Below are 17,335 nucleotides of genomic sequence, written 5' to 3'. Positions count from 1 at the left end.
TTTTGCGCGTCCAGGACGTCCATGGCCAGACCTGGGGACGTCAATGGGTCATATCCGGGCCCCTACGCAGCGCTGTTCCCGGGCCGGGCTGCTTCCCGGTTAGGCTGGGGGACAGACACGGGGTGCCTGGCGTTGGGCCGGGCTGAGATCCAGACCCGTTGAACCTGTCCGGTTAGCACCGGCGAAGGGATGTCCACATGACTGCAGCATATTCTCCTGTCTACCCGGTTGCTTCGGGCAGGCCAACACCGCGGGTGCTGAGTATCGCCGGCTCCGACCCTTCCGGTGGGGCAGGGATCCAGGCGGACTTGAAGAGCATCGCGGCCCACGGTGGTTACGGCATGGCTGCAATCACCGCCCTCACAGCCCAGAACACCGTGGGCGTCAGCGCCGTCCACGTGCCCCCCGTCGAATTTCTGCGCCAACAACTGGACGCCATCAGCAACGACATTGAGATTGACGCCGTCAAAATCGGCATGCTCGGCGACGCAGAGGTCATCGACGAAGTCCGCAGCTGGCTCGAAAAGGTGCGTCCCGCCGTCGTGGTCCTGGACCCGGTGATGGTGGCAACCAGCGGAGACAGGCTCCTGCGCGAGTCCGCTGAGAAGGCGTTGCGTTCGCTTTTGCCCCTGGCAGACCTCCTGACCCCGAACCTTCCCGAGCTGGCGGTGCTCCTGGGTGAAACGGAGGCGACGGACTGGGCTTCGGCGCTGGACCAGGGTAAGCGGTTGGCCGCTGAGTACGGGAACACGGTCCTTGTGAAGGGCGGCCACTTGGCGGGAACGGCGTGTCCTGATGCTTTGGTGAATACGAGCGGGTTGCTGCGGCAGGACGTGGTCGAGGTCGACGGGCCCCGCATCGATACCCGGAACAGCCACGGCACAGGGTGTTCGTTGTCGTCCGGCCTGGCCACGGTGCAGGTTAGCACGGGGGACTGGGAAGCTTCACTGCGGGAGGTGAAGCCTTGGTTGCTTGAGGCTTTGAGGCACTCCGGGGCGTTGGAAGTAGGACGAGGAAGCGGGCCGATCCACCACTTCCACCACCAGCGGGGTCTGAGGCCCGGCGAGTTCGCCGCGACTTTGTGGGAACACGCACGCGCGGAGCTCGAGGCGATCCATCGGCTTGGCTTCATCGATGGCCTTCAGAAGGGCAGCCTCCCGGAATCCGCGTTCGGCTATTACCTGGCACAGGACGCGATCTACCTCAACGGCTACTCCCGGGTCCTGGCCCGGGCCAGCGCCCTGGCTCCTACTGAAGACGAGCAGTTGTTCTGGGCCAAGGGCTCCCGGCAGTGCCTGGAGGTCGAGTCGGAATTGCACAGGAACTGGCTCAGCAGCCGCGACGTGTCCGGAACAACGGGTCCCGTGACCAAGTCCTATGTGGACCATTTGCTGGCCTGTTCGGCATCGGGAAGCTACGCGGTGCTGCTGGCGGCGATTCTTCCCTGCTACTGGTTGTACGCGGAAGTGGGCCAGAAACTCCACCACGCCTACGTGGAAGCAGGTTCCCCTGTGGACCACGCATACGCGGAGTGGTTGAAGACGTACGCCGACGAAGACTTCGCCGAGGCAACCAGGACTGCGATCAAGCTCACGGACGCGGCGGCCCTTGCGGCCTCGCCGGCGGATCGCGAGGCCATGATGGAAGCCTTCACCCAGTCCTGCCGCTACGAAACTGCCTTCTTCGACGCGCCACGGGTTTTCTCATGACCTCTCCGGTCGGGCGTCCGGGCGGGTAATTTGCGAGGCTCGCCGCGCGTCGCAGGGCAAATCGCGTTAATCGTGCCCAAACCCTGTAGGCTGTATGGGCACGGTGCAGGGAGAGTCCGTTACAACTGGTGACGCGAGTCACGTGGTAGCCTCCGGACCCGGCCTCATTTGCAGCTGAAGGTCAAACTAGCGTAATCTTGATCTTCGGTGCTTACGCCAACACTTGGGTTATGCCCCTTGGAATTGTTCATGGGATGACTCGCGGACTTCGTTCAGAAGTCCACGGCGTTGAGGCACAGCGCGAACCAAGCCTGATTCCGGTTCAGGTTCCGCACGCAAATTTAGTTATAAACGTCGAGAGAAGTGAGTACCCAAGTGGTGTACGCGATTGTCCGCGCAGGCGGCCGCCAAGAAAAAGTTTCCGTTGGAGACTACGTAACGCTTAACCGCGTCCCCGGTGGAGCCGGTAGCACGCTTGAGCTGCCCGCCTTGCTCCTGGTTGACGGCGACAAGGTCACCTCCGCAGCTGCGGAACTGGCCAACGTCAAGGTTACGGCTGAGATCCTCGAAGACCTCCGTGGTCCGAAGATCGTCATCCAGAAGTTCAAGAACAAGACCGGCTACCGGAAGCGTCAGGGTCACCGTCAGGAACTGACCAAGATCAAGATCACCAGCATCGCGTAACTTTCGTTACACGCTGTTCAGGTTTTTCAGTTTCCCCAGAAATTTAGAGGCAGGCATTTCACATGGCACACAAAAAAGGCGCGAGTTCCACTCGCAACGGTCGTGACTCCAACGCTCAGTACCTGGGCGTAAAGCGCTTCGGTGGTCAGGTAGTTTCCGCAGGCGAGATCATCGTTCGCCAGCGTGGAACCCACTTCCACCCCGGTGCAGGCGTCGGCCGCGGTGGCGACGACACCCTGTTCGCTCTCCAGGCCGGTGCGGTTGAGTTTGGTACTCGCCGCGGCCGTCGCGTAGTGAACATCGTTGCTGCTGCAGCTGCAGAGTAACAACAAGTTCTGAACCGGTGGAGCGGGCCAAACGGCCCGCTCCACCGTTCTTTTAACCGCATTACAATCGACTGGGGCGCTTGGGCGCACTGGTTTTGCAACAACGCTGTATAACAGCAACTGAGGAGATCCACGTGGCGAGCTTTGTAGACCGGGTAGTCCTGCACGTATCCGGCGGAACCGGCGGCCACGGCTGTGTCTCTGTTAAGCGGGAGAAGTTCAAGCCGCTCGGCGGGCCCGACGGCGGCAACGGCGGCAATGGTGGCGACGTCATCCTTCGGGTGTCGGCCCAGACCACCACCCTGCTCGACTACCACCACGCACCCCACCGCCACGCCACCAACGGTGGTCCGGGCATGGGTGACTGGCGCGGTGGCAAGAACGGCGAAACCCTGATCCTTCCGGTACCCGATGGCACTGTGGTCAAGACCAAGGACGGCGAAGTCCTGGCTGACCTCGTGGGCGAAGGTACTGAGTACATCGCTGCCGCCGGCGGCCAGGGCGGCCTCGGCAACGCGTCGCTTTCCTCGCAGAAACGCCGGGCTCCCGGCTTTGCCCTCCTGGGCATCGAAGGCGAATCCAGCGATATTGTCCTGGAACTGAAGTCCATTGCCGACATCGCCCTGGTTGGCTTCCCGTCGGCCGGCAAGTCCAGCCTGATCGCAGCCATGTCCGCTGCCCGGCCCAAGATTGCCGATTACCCCTTCACCACCCTCATCCCCAACCTTGGCGTGGTCCAGGCCGGCGATGTCCGCTTCACCATTGCCGATGTTCCGGGCCTGATCGAGGGAGCAAGCGACGGCAAGGGACTCGGACACAACTTCCTGCGCCACGTAGAGCGTTGCGCCGCCTTGGTGCACGTCCTTGACTGCGGAACCCTGGAATCCGATCGGGATCCTTTGTCCGACCTGGCGATTATCGAGGCCGAACTCGACAAGTACGCAGTGGACATGAGCTACGCCGGTGTCGACGGTGAGGTGGTGCCGCTGAACGAACGCCCCAAGCTGGTTGTCCTCAACAAGGTGGATCTTCCGGACGGCAAGGACATGGCCGAGTTCGTTCGCCCGGACCTCGAAGCCCGCGGATACCGCGTGTTCGAAGTCTCGGCCACGAGCCACGAAGGCTTGCGCCAACTGGGCTTCGCCATGGCAGAGATCGTCAAGGCCGCGCGTGATGCGGTAGCGACTGCGCCCCCCAAGGTGGCACCTCCGGTCCTTCGTCCGCGCGCGGTCAACGAGTCCGGCTTCAAGATCCGCCGCGAAGAAAAGAACCTCGAGCCGCTGTTCCGTGTCCTGGGGGAGAAGCCCGTTCGCTGGGTCAAGCAGACCGACTTCACCAACGAGGAAGCCATTGGATACCTTGCCGACCGGCTGGCGAAGCTCGGCGTCGAAACCGAACTGTTCAAGGTCGGTGCCAAGCCGGGCGACACCGTGGTCATCGGTGAAGACGACGGCGTTGTCTTCGACTGGGAGCCGACCATGATGGCCGGCGCCGAGCTCCTGGCAACTCCGCGCGGCACGGACATCCGCGTTGCCGACATCGGGGACCGGCCCACACGTTCGCAGAAGCGCGAAGAACAGGTTGAACGCCGCGAAGCCAAGGCTGCTGCGCGTGCCGAGCTTGAAGCTGAGCGCAAGGCGGGCATCTGGACCGAGTCCGTCAGCGGCCGGCGCGCCCAGGCCGTGAAGGAAAGCAACCTGGACGCCGGTGATGACGACTAGGACCGTCGACGCACCGAACTCCGCCGAGGGCCTCGAACGCAACGCACTGGCCACCGCCAAGCGGATTGTCGTCAAAGTGGGTTCCTCGTCGCTGACGAGTATCAAGGGCGGTATTTCCGAGAAGTCCCTCGCGGGGCTTGTCGACGCCCTGGCCCACCAGCGCAATGCGGGCACCGAAATCATCTTGGTCTCCTCTGGTGCCATCGCCGCTGGCCTGGCTCCGTTGGGCCTTGCCAAGCGCCCGAAGGACCTGGCCACGCAGCAGGCAGCAGCGAGCGTCGGTCAAGGACTCCTGATGGCCCGCTACACGCAGGCTTTCAGCGCGCATGGGATCACTGTCAGCCAGGTCCTGTTGACGGCCGATGACCTCATGCGCCGCACGCAGCACACCAATGCGTTCCGTGCTTTGGATCGGCTGCTGAACCTCGGCGTGGTACCGGTCGTGAACGAAAACGACACTGTTGCTACCCACGAAATCCGTTTCGGCGACAACGACCGGCTGGCTGCGTTGGTGGCCCACCTGGTCCGCGCCGACGCGCTCGTGCTGCTGTCCGACGTCGACGCCCTCTACGACGGTCCGCCGTCCCAGGGTGCGCAGCGGATTCGGCTGGTCCGCGGTCCGCAGGACCTTGAAGACGTCACCATTGGCAAGGCGGGCAAAGCCGGTGTGGGAACGGGCGGAATGATGACCAAAGTGGAGGCTGCCTCCATCGCCGCCGGTTCCGGTATTCATGCACTGGTCACTTCTACGGCCAACGCCGCGGCTGCCCTGGCCGGCGAGGACGTGGGGACGTGGTTTGCCGTGAACGGAAACCGCAAGCCGGTACGCCTGTTGTGGCTGGCCCACCTGGCGACCGTTCAGGGCCGCTTGATGCTCGACGACGGCGCCGTGAAAGCCGTGCGCGACCGGCACAGGTCGCTCCTGCCCGCGGGGATATCGGATATCAGTGGCGACTTCGAAGCTGGTGACCCCGTCGAGATGGTGGGGCATGATGGAACCGTGGTGGCGCGCGGCCTGGTGAACTACTCCTCGGAGGAACTGCCGCGGATGCTGGGACGGACCACGCAGGAGCTCGGCCAAGCCATGGGCCGTGGTTATGACCGCGAAGTTGTTCATGTTGACGATCTGGTGCTCCTGGGGGCGCCGCGCTCATCTAAACTTGGAGCATGACTGAAGCGCTGACCCCCGACGCCCCTGTGATCTCCGACGTTTCCGGTGCTGCCGGCCAGACGCCGGAGAACCCTGTGGCAGGCGGCGCTCCACTGTCGCCCGAGGATGTCCAGGCTGCGGTACACGCAATCGCCGACCGGTCCCGGAAGGCTGCCCGACGCATGGGCCAGGCGAACCGTGCCTGGAAGGACCGCGGCCTGCGTGCGATCGGCGCAGCCCTGCTGGAAAACCGTAAGCATGTACTGGAAGCCAATGCCAAAGATGTGGCAGTGGGCCGTGCAAACGGTACCTCCGCGGCGCTCTTGGACAGGCTCACGCTGACGCCCGCCCGCATCGACGGCTTGGTCTCCGCCCTGGAAAACCTTGCCGGGCTGCCCGATCCTGTGGGCAACGTGGTCCGTGGCCAAACGCTTCCCAACGGGCTGCGGTTGCGTCAGGTCAATGTGCCCATGGGTGTTGTGGCCGCCATTTACGAAGCCCGTCCCAACGTCACCGTGGATATCGCGGGACTCGCCCTCAAGAGCGGCAACGCCGTGATTCTTCGCGGTGGGTCCGCCGCCGCGCACACCAACGGTGCGCTGGTGCAGATCCTGCGCGAAGCGCTGGACTCCGTGGGCCTCCCGGCCGATGCGGTGCAAAGCGTTGACCAGTACGGCCGCGAAGGCGCCAACGTCCTGATGCGAGCCCGCGGACGGGTGGATGTCCTCATTCCCCGCGGCGGACGCGAGCTCATCCAGACTGTGGTGACCAACTCCTCCGTGCCCGTCATTGAGACCGGGGAGGGGAACGTCCACATCTTCATCGACGAGTCCGCCGGCGAAGAGATGGCCGTGGACATCCTCCTGAACGCAAAGACGCAGCGGCCCAGTGTCTGCAACACCGTTGAGACGCTCCTGGTCCACTCCGGTTCCACCGTTCTTCCTGCCGTGGCCAAAGCACTCCGCGACGCAGGTGTGACCCTCCACGTGGATGATCGGATTGCGGCTGCCCTGGGTGCTGGTGTGGAGACCGTCCCGGCCGACGACGAGGATTGGGCCACTGAATACATGGACCTGGATCTCGCCGTTGCCATGGTGGACAACCTGGACGACGCCGTAAAGCACATCCGCAAGTGGACCACCGGGCACACCGAAGCCATCCTCACCAACAACCTGGCAAATGCGGAGAAATTTATCGCAGACATCGATTCGGCCGCTGTGATCGTCAACGCCTCCACGCGTTTCACCGACGGCGGTGAGTTGGGGCTCGGCGCGGAGGTTGGGATTTCCACGCAGAAGCTCCATGCGCGCGGACCCATGGGCCTCACGGAACTCACCACCACTAAGTGGATCGTCCAGGGCGAAGGCCAAATCCGCAGCTAGCAACGCGGTAACATAGAACAGAAGTCCGGAACGGCGGGGAGTCCCGCCGTCGAAATCCTTTGAGAACCAACTAGGGGAGAAGATGCTGTTTCAGCAGATCGCCACGTCCATTGCCGCCGCGACAGAAGGCGGCCACGAGGAACTCGCCCCGCTGTGGGCCGAGCCGTGGGTCTTCGGCGTCTCCATGTTTGCCCTGCTGCTGGTTCTCATGTTCGTAACGCTGTCCTACACCAACCTGGGCAACCGTCACGAGGCAGTGGAAGAGCACTCCGATCCGCACCGCCAGCACCCCAACAAGCACACCCACGGCCAGGGCCACTAACATTATCGCCGCAATACCTCGCGGGGAGTCGGAGCGCAGGCTTCGGCTGGGCGTGATGGGTGGAACGTTTGATCCCATCCATCACGGCCACCTTGTGGCTGCAAGTGAAGTCGCAGCCAAGTTCGACCTTGATGAAGTGGTCTTCGTGCCCACCGGGCAGCCGTGGCAAAAGTCGCACAAGCAGGTCAGCGAGCCCGAGCACCGCTACCTCATGACAGTGATCGCCACAGCTTCCAACCCCCGCTTTACCGTAAGCCGTGTGGACGTGGACCGACCAGGCCCGACGTTCACTATCGACACCCTCCGCGACTTGAGGGAACTCCGTCCTGATGCGGACCTCTTCTTCATTACGGGTGCCGACGCTTTGGCGCAGATCCTGTCCTGGAAAGACGTTGACGAATTGTGGTCCTTGGCCCACTTTGTCGGCGTGACCCGCCCTGGACACGAACTGAACGATTTGGGCCGGACAGAGGATGTCAGCCTTCTCGAAGTGCCCGCCATGGCGATCTCCTCCACGGATTGCAGGACACGCGTCGGCGCGGGCAACCCTGTGTGGTACCTCGTGCCGGACGGAGTGGTCCAGTACATCGCAAAATATGGGCTGTACGCACCCCGGCCATCGGCAGGGGAACTGTCGCCAGCATTATCCGGATCAGACGACCAAGCACGTACTGAATGAGTTTTTAAATGAGCAGCCAGGAACAGCGACCCATCCGCAGCAGGCGCGAGCTTCGCCGTGCCCGGGAAGAGCACCCGGAAACAACGCCTGACGCTACGTCAAGCGACCCCGCAGAAGCGGCTGCCGCCGAAGAAGCCGATCGCCCGAACGCGCGCAACAGGCGCGCGGCAAACGCGCCGGTGGACGCTGTGGGACCCGCGGCGCAGGAGCGTTCATCCCAGATCCGCGCCCGTGATCGGGCAGCCCTCCGGACCATCAAGGACCTGGCTGACAAGGAGGAACAGCTCTCGGGTGGCGGCCCGCCAACGCGTCGCCAGCTGAGGTTGCAGCAGCTCCAGGCTGAAGTTGCCACGTCCATGAACCCCATCGTTCCGGCACCGGACGCGGGCAAGCCCGCAGCGGCGGCCGATGGCAAGCCCGTCACGGCTCCTGCCGATCCGGCAGCCTCCCCGACGACCGACGGAGCGGGCAAGAGCGGCCCAACAGAATCCGATATGTCGGTGGAGCAGGCCCTGGCAGTCCGCGAGATGATCGCGGCGCAGGTCCAAAACCAGACCGCGAAACTGGAACACATTGCCGAGCAGGACCCCCTGGCAGTTGATCCAGAGGTGTTGGCCCAGCAGATTGCCTTGGCGGAGCGCGCGGCCGTGTTGAACAAGCGTGCCGCTGCGAAGCAGAAACTGGCCGAACAGGCGACGCCGGACCAAGCCAAGGCCGAGCCACGTAAGCCAAACCCCGGGAATTCGGGTCCTTCCACAGCTAATAACCTTGCCATGGTCACGCCCCTGGAGTTCGTCAAGGTACCAGGTGTCGAACGGCCGGTCATGAAGCGGCCCAGCACAACCTTTGTTCCCCTGATTACGTCCGCCGGTCCCAAGCTTGAAGCTGAACCGGCAACCGGAAAGAAGCCGGGCTCACGCGGCCGTGCCGGCGTCCTGGCCCGCGCGGAAGCTGTAGCGCGGTCGGCCCGCAAGAAGTCGGCCCATCAGGTGGACACTGGCGAAGAAAAGCAAAGGCCGCCGATCTCGGCGAGCACTGCCTACGGTCTTGATCCACTCGATGCCAACACGGCCGGCCTGGCCAGGGCCCAGCGCAACAGGCTGCTGCAGTTCGGTGTCCTCGCACTGGGCATCGTTGCGCTCATCGTCGGCATCATCATGATTACCAGCGGCTAGTTCCGCTAAACAACGGCTCACGCCATTCACAGGCCACAGGCCACAACAAGGAGTCCCCGTGTCTGCACATGAACAATCCATCACCCTCGCCCGTCACGCCGCGCGTGCCGCGGCCGGCAAACTTGCCGAGGATATCGTCGCCCTCGACGTCAGCGAGCGTCTGGCACTCACAGACGTTTTCCTGATCGCCTCGGCTCCGACGGAACGCCAAGTCAACGCCATCGTTGACGGTATTGAAGAAGAACTCTTGAAGCAGGACCTCCGCCCGGTGCGCCGCGAAGGACGCTCCGAGGGCCGTTGGGTCCTGCTGGACTACGCCGACATCGTCATTCACGTTCAGCACGCCGAGGACAGGGTCTTCTACGCCTTGGATCGCCTGTGGAAGGACTGCCCTGTGGTGGACCTTGAGCTGGGTGACGACGCTTCCGCCAAGGCTGTCACCGCGGAGGATTCCGAGCACTAAGGATTGCGCGGCACCGAATATGCCCGATTTGGAATTTTCGGAATCGCTGTTCTAAGATATTTGAGTTGCTTCGGCGCGGATGGCTGAAATGCCAGGTGCTGGGCAGCGAAGATATGGGGCTGTGGCGCAGCTGGTAGCGCACCTGCATGGCATGCAGGGGGTCAGGGGTTCGAGTCCCCTCAGCTCCACCAATCGAGGCCCTGCCTACTTCATGGAAGACATGGAGAAGGCAGGGCCTCTTTTCTTTTCACCGCAGCTTTCCGTGAGTGGCGGCTCGGCACGGCCCTGGCAATCAGGTACTGGCGCCCATACTCAATGCCGGCAGCATGAATTCCCACATCTGGTCGATCCGGAGCATGACGTCCTTCCTGTCGGTCAGGACATCCGAGACCATCTGCACGCCGGTGAAGGACGCGATCAGGTACCGGGAGAACGCCGCGGGATCCACGTCTGGCCGCACCTGGCCCTCATCCACGGCCTGTCGAAGCAACTGTTCGGCGGTGTTGATCCAGTCTTCGTAGGGCCCGGATACATCTGCTTGGAACGCGGTTGCTTCGAACGTGAGCCTGATACCGCCTTGGACGATGGGTTCGTCAAGAAGCTGCTGGCCGAACATCCGGCAAAGGCTGATGAGTTTGTCGATGGGGGGCTTGCTGGACCCGATTATTTCTGCGCCGGACGCCAGCACCAGGGCGTGTTGCTCTTCAATGACGGCCAGGGCGAGTTCCCGCTTGGACGTGAAGTGGAAGTAAAGGGCTCCCTTTGTGACGCCGGCACGTTTGGTGATGTCGGTCAGGCTGGCGTTCCCGTAGCCAATCTCCGCGAATACGCGGGCCGCACCTTCAATGACGGCCAGCCTGGTGTCCTTCGCACGTTGTTGCATTGGGGATGCAGAGCCTCTCGGTGGGGGATGGACTCGCTGGCGCATCGGGCAGCTTTGCGTCCCGACAACGCTACCACTGACCTGTTGGTGCAACGGATTCCGGCAAAACCGACTGATCGGTTTGGTTTACCGCCGCTTGGCTCCTAGACTTCAGGTGAGCCGCAAGGGTGTTCCCGCGCGGCTCACCGGCAGCCGGCTTGGGGGGAGGTGCGATGGATTTCCAGCGCACCTCGGCTGCCGCGTACGCCCGGAGGAGGCCCGGCTGCAGGGAGTTTTGACGGGTGACGCACCTCACCTTGAGATGATTTCGCTTCTCAGTGAATTGTGGTTACTATTGACGAGTTGCTTCGACGGGAAGAGAAAAACTTCCTGGAAAAGCAAGCATTTCCGGGGCTGTGGCGCAGCTGGTAGCGCACCTGCATGGCATGCAGGGGGTCAGGGGTTCGAGTCCCCTCAGCTCCACTTCGGAAAAGGACCCCGCTCATGAGAGCGGGGTCCTTTTTGTTTCCCGCAGGTCTTGGCTACTCCGAAAGTGCCTTTCCAAATTCGGCGCCGCTGACGAACTCGACTCCTTGGAACGGCTGGTCACCGACCACCCATGCATTGTGGCCGGGAGGAATGGTGTATGAATCGCCGGGGGAGATGCTTATACGTCCGCCGTCGGTGGTTTCCACGTCGAGTTTGCCGGACACGCAAAATCCTACGTGGCTCAACTGGCAGGAGTCGGTGCCGACCACTGGCTTGATGCAGTCGGCCCACGTCCATCCGGGCTCAAAGGTCAGGCGGCCGATTGTGTAGTCTCCTACGGTGACAAGATCCAGCGTGGTCTTCTCAGGGTGGCGTGATTCATCTGGGGAATTGTGGGACTTTACTTCCAGGTTCGTGACAGCATTGACACTCATGGCTTCTCGCAGGGGAGGGGAGCAACTGTTGCTGGTCCGGGCGCCCTGGCTCCTACGGCCGCCGGGACCGATGCCCGTCAGTGTTTGGGCCGGTTCGTGGGCCACGGGGCGGACGGGTGTTTGTGTTGTGCCTCCAGAGTGCTCCCGGTCGAGGAATAAGTCGAGACATTGAAGCAAGGAAAGCAGGAAACGCGTTGTGACGGCATGGGAACTCGAAGCGCTGTTCGGTAGGTTGAGCCGGCTTCCGGACGTCGAAGCGGACAACCTGCAGGCTTACGACGCCACAGATCGGCTGCTGCTGGAGACTGCGGAAGGTTACCTCGGGCCCGATAGCCAGGTTGTAGTCATTGGTGACCGTTACGGGGCCCTGACCCTGGGCGCCTTGTCTGGTCCCGGCGTCGGGCATGTCCGCGTCAACCAGGACCTGTTTACCGGAAGGGCCGCATTGCAGCGCAATGCCGCCGCGGCAGGCTTGGACGGACGGTACACGCCACACGAACTTGGCCGGGAATTGCTGCAGGACGCGGACCTGGTGCTGTTGCAGCTGCCTAAGTCGTTGGCCGAGTTGGAAGAAATTGCCGACGCCGTTGCCCGGTTCGCGGGACCGGATGCGGTCCTGCTCGCCGGTGGACGCGTCAAACACATGTCCGTGGGGATGAACGCAGTCCTGGAGAAGTACTTCTCCGCAGTCCAGCCCCAGTTGGCCAGGCAAAAATCGCGGATCCTCGTAGCTAAGGGACCCAGGCCAGTCCCCGACGAGCCGCCATTCCCCGTGGTCGAAGCCAACCCCGAATTGGGAATCACCGTCTGCGCCCACGGAGCCGTCTTTTCCGGAGCCCGCCTGGACATTGGAACCCGCTACCTCCTTGGTTTCCTCGATCGGATTCCGGCGGCCCGGCAGGTGGTGGACCTCGGTTGCGGAACCGGAATCCTTGCCACCATGTACACCCGCCATCAACCAGGTGCCCGGGTCATCGCCACCGACCAGTCCGCGGCGGCCGTCGCATCTGCCACCGCGACCGCGGCCGCGAACGGCCTGGCAGAGCGCATCAGCGTGATCCACGACGATGCCATGTCCAGCCTCGAGGCCGGGAGTGTGGACCTGATCCTGCTGAATCCGCCCTTCCATTTGGGGGCAAGCGTCCATGCCGGTGCCGGCCTGAAGTTGTTTGAAGCCGCGGCACGGGTGCTGACGCCCGGCGGGGAACTATGGACCGTGTACAACAGCCACCTCCAGTACCGTCCGGCCTTGGAGCGATATGTCGGGCCGACTGTGGAGGAAGGCCGTAACCCGAAGTTCACGGTGACTCGCAGCCGGAAAGCCTGAGGGCATCCCGGGCTCATCGTTACCAAGCCATGACCCCCGCGCCTGCGTGTGCTCATATCCGTGGTGGCGTGGGTATCGTACGATTCAGACAGACTTAATTGACGACGTTTTTCCAATGACGAGGGGCATCAGTGACTGAGATCCGGCAGCCGACACCTAGGCGCGGAACGAATCTACCCAGGATGGGTGACTTCAACCTCACCGTCATCCTGGAAGCGATCCGGCGATCCCCGGGAGGGCTCAGTCGCGTTGAACTGGCGCAAATCGTTGGGCTTTCACCGCAGACCATCTCCAACATCTCCCGGCGCCTCCTTGACCAACAGCTCATCATGGAGGCCGGCAAGGAAGGATCGGGGCCGGGTAAGCCCCGGACCATCCTGCGCCTGAACCCCGCGGGGATGTACGCGGTGGGCGTTCATCTCGACCCGGCCGTCATCACCTTCGTGGTCCTGGACCTGTTGGGTGATGTCGTCCGGCATTCACGCATGGCCACCCCAGGCGGTGACCCGGCGGACGTGATCACCAGCATCGCAGGGCAAATCGATATCCTCATCCAGGAATCAGGCGTTGACGCGTCCAAGATCGCCGGACTGGGCGTTGCGGTCCCTGGTCCCATCGACCTCGACGAGGGCTCTGTAGTGGAGCCGCCGCTGTTGACCCGCTGGGACCGGGTACCAATCCGCGAAGCGTTGGCCGAAGCCACGGGCCTGGAAACCCTCGTGGACAAGGATGTCACCAGCGCAGCGGTTGCGGAGACCTGGGCAGGTGGCGCCAGTGGCGCAGGCAGCTTTGTCTTCATGTACATGGGAACCGGTATCGGTTGCGGCATTGTCCTCAATGACGAAGTCGTGCGTGGCACGTCCGGTAACGCAGGCGAAATCGGCCACATTGTGGTGGATCCCGACGGTCCCCTGTGTGATTGCGGGCAGCGCGGGTGCGTCAAGTCCACCAGCATCCCCCAGGTCCTTGTTGCCGAAGCCGAAGAGGCCGGCGTCCTGGACGGAAAGCGCCAGGGAGCAGACGGCCCGGAAGTCCAGGAGCGGTTCGCCGAGTTGTGCGACAAAGCCGATGCCGGTGACGCCAAGGCCATTGCGATCCTGGACAAGTCAGCCACACTCGTCGCCCGGGCAGTCTCCGTAGTAGCCAACACGCTGGACGTGGAGCGCGTGGTGTTTGGCGGGCCCTTCTGGGGCCGGATGTCGCCGTACTTCCTGGAACGGGTGCCCGCCTTGCTGGAACAGAACAATGCGGCCCGTGCGATCCACGGGCTCGAAGTCGTGGGCACAGGGGTTGGCGAGGACGTCGGCGCGATCGGTGCCGCATGCCTGGTCCTGGAACACATGCTCGCCCCGCGCGCGCAAAGGCTCCTGCTGGAGGGCTAAGGCCAGGCAGGGACAACTGAATAGCCGTAAGGCTGGGCCACCTCGCATAGGTGTCACGATGAAGTGCTGGCTTGCAGCCACCTTTCGACCGATTGGAGCCTCATGGGCAGCCGAATAAAGACCTTCCGGGTAAGAACTGCCATATACCGATCTGCCGCCATGTTCTCTGTCGCTGCCATCCTTGCGGCGACGACGTCGTGCTCACCCTCCCCTGATGCAGCGGAGAACAAGACCCTGAAGATCGTGTACCAAAAGACGGATTCCTTCACGGCGCTGGACGCGGTCATGCAGGATGCCAAGAAGGAATTCGAAGCCGCCCATTCCGGGGTGACTGTTGATCTCCAGCCCATTCAGGCCAACGACGACGATTACGGGACCAAGCTGGCCCTGACGCAGCGTTCCACCGACACAGCTCCCGACGTCTTCTACGAAGACACCTTCAAGGTCCGTTCGGACGTCGACGCCGGTTACCTCCTCAAGCTGGACAGCTACCTCGAAAAATGGAGCGACTGGCCCGCGTTCGACGAAGCAGCCAAGGAAGCCGGACGAGCCGACGACGGCGCTGTCTACGCTGTACCGCTCGGCACCGACACACGTGCCATCTGGTACAACAAAGCCGTCTTGCGGAAGGCCGGGATACCCGTGCCATGGCAACCCAAAACCTGGGAGGAGATCCTGGCCGCAGCCCGCGCCATCAAAGCCGCGGACCCTGAGGCCATCCCGTTCAACCTCTACGCCGGAAAGGCAACCGGCGAGGGCACAGTCATGCAGGGGTTCTACGAACTGCTGTACGGCACGGACAGCACCCTGTACGACGAGCACGAGAAAAAATGGGTGGTCGGTTCACAGGGATTCACTGACTCGTTGGCCTTCCTGAAAACGCTGTATGACGAGAAGCTGGCTGTCAGCCCGGCCGAGGCCCTGGACGCGAATGTATGGAAAAAGGTCTTCGGTGAATGGTTCCCGAAAGGCAAGCTGGGCGCCACAGTGGAAGGCTCCTACGCGCCGTCGTTCTGGCAGAAAGGCGGAGCGTACGAATGGCCCGGCTACGAACAGGACATGGGCGTTGCGATGTTTCCCACTCAAAAGGGGCAGGAACCCGGCGGGGTGAGCATGTCGGGCGGGTGGACCCTGGCCTTGGGTGCGAAAAGCAAGAATCCCGACCTGTCCTTCTCATTCCTCACTACGGTCCTGAATAAGAAGAACGCTTTGTCCTACGACATCAACAATTCCCAGATCGCTGTCCGGACAGATGTTGCGGCCGACCCAGGGTACCTGGCTGCCAACCCGTTCGTGAAGGATGTCTCGGACCTGGTGAAAGTGACACACTACCGGCCTGCGACCACTGACTACCCGAGGATCTCCACCGCCGTGCAGGAAGCCACGGAAGCCGTGATCACCGGCAAGAAAAGTCCCGAAGACGCCTCAGCCGACTACGACGCCGCCCTACGGAAGCTGGTAGGGGAGGACAAGGTTTTGGGGAAATGACGGTCCGCCGCTTCCTGCGGCTCCTGCCAGTGGCTCCGTCGATTGTGCTGTTGACGGTGTTCCTCCTGGCTCCGGTGGTGTGGTCGTTCTACGCGTCCTTCACCAACGCTGCCTTGTCCGGGAAAGGAGCCAGGGACCCCCAGTGGGTGGGCATGGACAACTATGTCCGCATGGCTGGCGATGACTCCTTTCCCTTGGCCGCCTGGCTGACGGTGGTTTTCGTCATGGCATCTGCCGTGCTTGGCCAGAGCGGTCTGGGCCTGCTGATAGCACTGCTGATGACCCGTTCAAGCAAGGCCGTGTCTTCCTGGGTGGGAACGGCAGTGGTTGCGGCGTGGGTGCTGCCGGAGATCGTTGCCGCCTTCGCCGCATACGCCTACTTCAACCGGGACGGGACGCTGAACCAGATCCTTGGCGGCATGGGCATCCCGGGCGCGGACTGGCTGTATTCCTTCCCCATGGTGGCGATCATCCTTGCAAATACCTGGCGCGGCACAGCCTTCTCCATGCTGGTGTACCGGGCAGCGCTGGCTGACGTTCCCCGGGATGTCTCCGAGGCAGCCCTGATGGACGGGGCTCGGGGTTGGCAGCGCCTGGCGTTCATCACGCTTCCGCTGATCCGGAGCAGCATAGCGACCAACCTCATGCTCATCACTCTGCAGACCCTCGCCGTCTTCACCCTGATCTGGGTGATGACCGCCGGGGGACCAGCGAACGCCAGTACCAACCTGCCCGTGCTGGCCTACCAGGAGGCTTTCAAGTTCGGTGACATCGGCTACGGAACGGCGGTGGCTTCCGTGCTGATCGTGTTGGGCATGGTTTTTGGCGCGGTGTACGTGCAGCTCCTGCGGGACAAGCGCGCATGAGCCGGACGGAGGTGCCATCGCGGACACAGCGGACGACGCCGGGAACCGGCTCACGCCGTCGGGCAAAGCTGGGTGCGAATGCCGCTTTGGTCCTCGTTGGGGTGTGTTTCGTGGTGCCATTGCTGTGGCTGGCGCTTGCCGCCGTCGATCCCCAAGCCAGCTACCAGGCCAAGATGCCCGAAGCGCCGTCGTTGGATAATTTCCGTGCCGTGCTGACCCCTGAGCTGCTGTTCAGGCCCCTGGCCAACAGTTTCCTGCTCTCGGCCGGCACCGCAATAGTGAACCTGTTGGCTGCCGTGCTGGCAGCGTACCCGTTGTCCAGGTACCAGTCGCGCTTCAACAAGCCTTTCCTGTACACGGTCCTGTTCGGTACCTCGCTGCCCGTGACTGCCATCATGGTTCCGGTCTACGGTCTGTTCGTCCAGCTGCAACTGCTGGATTCCATGGCTGCAACCATCTTCTTCATGGCCACCACCACCTTGCCCATGGCGATCTGGATGACCAAGAACTTCATGGACTCCGTGCCCTTGGAACTCGAGGAGGCTGCCTGGATCGACGGTGCGTCGAATCTGGTGGCGCTTCGCACCATCGTGCTGCCGCTGATGGGGCAGGGCCTGGGCGTGGTGTTGATCTTCGTGTTCATCCAGGCATGGGGAAACTTCTTCGTCCCCTTCATCCTGCTGCTGTCCACGGGGAAGCAACCTGCCTCGGTGTCGATCTTCAGTTTCTTTGGCCAGCACGGCGCCATAGCCTACGGGCAGTTGGCGGCTTTCTCGATCCTGTATTCAGTTCCGGTGCTGGTCCTTTATGCCTTGGTGTCCCGGGGCATGGGGAACTCGTTTGCCCTGTCCGGCGCCATGAAGGGTTAGCGCGGAC

The 17,335-nt window shown here is 62.8% G+C and carries 17 protein-coding genes, 2 tRNA genes and 1 riboswitch; of the genes, 17 read left to right on the top strand and 2 right to left on the bottom strand.

All coding sequences use genetic code 11. The annotated features are described in order from the left end of the window. Window positions 1-108: 108 nt before the first annotated feature. Window positions 109-207: riboswitch (TPP riboswitch) on the top strand. From thiD to ACNQOP_RS02445, 11 genes are all read left to right on the top strand, one after another. After that, a complete protein-coding gene (gene thiD / locus ACNQOP_RS02495; protein ID WP_416403199.1) occupies window positions 198-1,709 on the top strand; it encodes a bifunctional hydroxymethylpyrimidine kinase/phosphomethylpyrimidine kinase in 1,512 nt (503 codons plus the stop codon). Its footprint overlaps the riboswitch before it by 10 nt. A gap of 375 nt (window positions 1,710-2,084) precedes the next feature. Beyond that, on the top strand, window positions 2,085-2,393 hold the full coding sequence (gene rplU, locus ACNQOP_RS02490; protein ID WP_018777818.1) for a 50S ribosomal protein L21: 309 nt from the start codon (window positions 2,085-2,087) through the stop codon (window positions 2,391-2,393). Between the two features lie 62 nt (window positions 2,394-2,455). Then, window positions 2,456-2,719 (top strand): 50S ribosomal protein L27, encoded by a 264-nt coding sequence (gene rpmA, locus ACNQOP_RS02485; protein ID WP_003803426.1) that lies wholly within the window; start codon window positions 2,456-2,458, stop codon window positions 2,717-2,719. A 134-nt stretch (window positions 2,720-2,853) separates the two neighbouring features. After that, a complete protein-coding gene (gene obgE / locus ACNQOP_RS02480) occupies window positions 2,854-4,440 on the top strand; it encodes a GTPase ObgE (RefSeq protein WP_257367938.1) in 1,587 nt (528 codons plus the stop codon). Then, the gene (gene proB / locus ACNQOP_RS02475) at window positions 4,430-5,611 is read left to right on the top strand and encodes a glutamate 5-kinase (RefSeq protein ID WP_416403196.1); all 1,182 of its coding nucleotides are present in this window, start codon (window positions 4,430-4,432) and stop codon (window positions 5,609-5,611) included. The genes obgE and proB overlap by 11 nt, the downstream gene beginning before the upstream one ends. After that, window positions 5,608-6,972: a glutamate-5-semialdehyde dehydrogenase gene (locus tag ACNQOP_RS02470; RefSeq protein ID WP_416403195.1), complete on the top strand. Its 1,365-nt coding sequence runs from the start codon at window positions 5,608-5,610 to the stop codon at window positions 6,970-6,972. Before proB ends, ACNQOP_RS02470 begins: the two co-directional genes overlap by 4 nt. Before the next feature lie 82 nt (window positions 6,973-7,054). Further along, on the top strand, window positions 7,055-7,294 hold the full coding sequence (locus ACNQOP_RS02465; RefSeq protein WP_235520871.1) for a hypothetical protein: 240 nt from the start codon (window positions 7,055-7,057) through the stop codon (window positions 7,292-7,294). A 13-nt stretch (window positions 7,295-7,307) separates the two neighbouring features. Continuing rightward, complete coding sequence (gene nadD, locus ACNQOP_RS02460; RefSeq protein ID WP_308194946.1) at window positions 7,308-7,973, top strand: nicotinate-nucleotide adenylyltransferase; 666 nt, start codon at window positions 7,308-7,310, stop codon at window positions 7,971-7,973. Window positions 7,974-7,981: 8 nt separating this feature from the next. Continuing rightward, window positions 7,982-9,148, top strand: coding sequence for a hypothetical protein (locus ACNQOP_RS02455; RefSeq protein ID WP_416403192.1), 1,167 nt, complete (start codon window positions 7,982-7,984; stop codon window positions 9,146-9,148). 58 nt (window positions 9,149-9,206) lie between these two features. Further along, a complete protein-coding gene (gene rsfS, locus ACNQOP_RS02450; protein ID WP_211712230.1) occupies window positions 9,207-9,611 on the top strand; it encodes a ribosome silencing factor in 405 nt (134 codons plus the stop codon). Window positions 9,612-9,726: 115 nt separating this feature from the next. Next, a tRNA-Ala gene (locus ACNQOP_RS02445) sits at window positions 9,727-9,802 on the top strand. 101 nt (window positions 9,803-9,903) lie between these two features. Here ACNQOP_RS02445 and ACNQOP_RS02440 read toward each other — a convergent pair. Then, a complete protein-coding gene (locus ACNQOP_RS02440; protein WP_416403191.1) occupies window positions 9,904-10,494 on the bottom strand; it encodes a ScbR family autoregulator-binding transcription factor in 591 nt (196 codons plus the stop codon). 389 nt (window positions 10,495-10,883) lie between these two features. On the opposite strand from ACNQOP_RS02440, the gene ACNQOP_RS02435 reads away from it, so the two are divergent. Beyond that, window positions 10,884-10,956, top strand: a tRNA-Ala gene (locus tag ACNQOP_RS02435). A 59-nt stretch (window positions 10,957-11,015) separates the two neighbouring features. Here ACNQOP_RS02435 and ACNQOP_RS02430 read toward each other — a convergent pair. Then, window positions 11,016-11,396, bottom strand: coding sequence for a cupin domain-containing protein (locus ACNQOP_RS02430; protein ID WP_235520867.1), 381 nt, complete (start codon window positions 11,394-11,396; stop codon window positions 11,016-11,018). A gap of 196 nt (window positions 11,397-11,592) precedes the next feature. Between ACNQOP_RS02430 and ACNQOP_RS02425 the strand changes: the two genes are divergently transcribed. The 5 genes from ACNQOP_RS02425 (at window position 11,593) to ACNQOP_RS02405 (ending at window position 17,328) form a co-directional block, all read left to right on the top strand. Further along, complete coding sequence (locus ACNQOP_RS02425; protein WP_416403189.1) at window positions 11,593-12,723, top strand: class I SAM-dependent methyltransferase; 1,131 nt, start codon at window positions 11,593-11,595, stop codon at window positions 12,721-12,723. A 182-nt stretch (window positions 12,724-12,905) separates the two neighbouring features. Further along, on the top strand, window positions 12,906-14,105 hold the full coding sequence (locus ACNQOP_RS02420) for an ROK family transcriptional regulator (protein ID WP_257367944.1): 1,200 nt from the start codon (window positions 12,906-12,908) through the stop codon (window positions 14,103-14,105). A gap of 159 nt (window positions 14,106-14,264) precedes the next feature. Then, entirely contained in the window at window positions 14,265-15,593 is a 1,329-nt protein-coding gene (locus ACNQOP_RS02415; RefSeq protein WP_416403188.1) for an extracellular solute-binding protein, read from the top strand. Next, entirely contained in the window at window positions 15,590-16,459 is an 870-nt protein-coding gene (locus ACNQOP_RS02410) for a carbohydrate ABC transporter permease (protein WP_416403187.1), read from the top strand. The genes ACNQOP_RS02415 and ACNQOP_RS02410 overlap by 4 nt, the downstream gene beginning before the upstream one ends. Continuing rightward, window positions 16,456-17,328, top strand: coding sequence for a carbohydrate ABC transporter permease (locus ACNQOP_RS02405; protein WP_416403186.1), 873 nt, complete (start codon window positions 16,456-16,458; stop codon window positions 17,326-17,328). Before ACNQOP_RS02410 ends, ACNQOP_RS02405 begins: the two co-directional genes overlap by 4 nt. Window positions 17,329-17,335: the final 7 nt, after the last annotated feature.

The organism is Arthrobacter sp. LFS091 (assembly GCF_047977885.1).
In the GTDB taxonomy this organism is placed as follows: Bacteria; Actinomycetota; Actinomycetes; order Actinomycetales; family Micrococcaceae; genus Arthrobacter.
This window is presented reverse-complemented; position numbering and strand designations above follow the sequence as displayed.

Bases quoted from the DNA above. Each gene is read 5' to 3' on its own strand.
- ACNQOP_RS02430 (WP_235520867.1), bottom strand. From the start codon at position 11,396: ATGAGTGTCAATGCTGTCACGAACCTGGAAGTAAAGTCCCACAATTCC.
- proB (WP_416403196.1), top strand. From the start codon at position 4,430: ATGACGACTAGGACCGTCGACGCACCGAACTCCGCCGAGGGCCTCGAA.
- ACNQOP_RS02415 (WP_416403188.1), top strand. From the start codon at position 14,265: ATGTTCTCTGTCGCTGCCATCCTTGCGGCGACGACGTCGTGCTCACCC.
- ACNQOP_RS02465 (WP_235520871.1), top strand. From the start codon at position 7,055: ATGCTGTTTCAGCAGATCGCCACGTCCATTGCCGCCGCGACAGAAGGC.
- ACNQOP_RS02455 (WP_416403192.1), top strand. From the start codon at position 7,982: ATGAGCAGCCAGGAACAGCGACCCATCCGCAGCAGGCGCGAGCTTCGC.
- ACNQOP_RS02405 (WP_416403186.1), top strand. From the start codon at position 16,456: ATGAGCCGGACGGAGGTGCCATCGCGGACACAGCGGACGACGCCGGGA.
- rpmA (WP_003803426.1), top strand. From the start codon at position 2,456: ATGGCACACAAAAAAGGCGCGAGTTCCACTCGCAACGGTCGTGACTCC.
- ACNQOP_RS02410 (WP_416403187.1), top strand. From the start codon at position 15,590: ATGACGGTCCGCCGCTTCCTGCGGCTCCTGCCAGTGGCTCCGTCGATT.
- thiD (WP_416403199.1), top strand. From the start codon at position 198: ATGACTGCAGCATATTCTCCTGTCTACCCGGTTGCTTCGGGCAGGCCA.
- ACNQOP_RS02470 (WP_416403195.1), top strand. From the start codon at position 5,608: ATGACTGAAGCGCTGACCCCCGACGCCCCTGTGATCTCCGACGTTTCC.
- ACNQOP_RS02420 (WP_257367944.1), top strand. From the start codon at position 12,906: ATGGGTGACTTCAACCTCACCGTCATCCTGGAAGCGATCCGGCGATCC.
- ACNQOP_RS02440 (WP_416403191.1), bottom strand. From the start codon at position 10,494: ATGCAACAACGTGCGAAGGACACCAGGCTGGCCGTCATTGAAGGTGCG.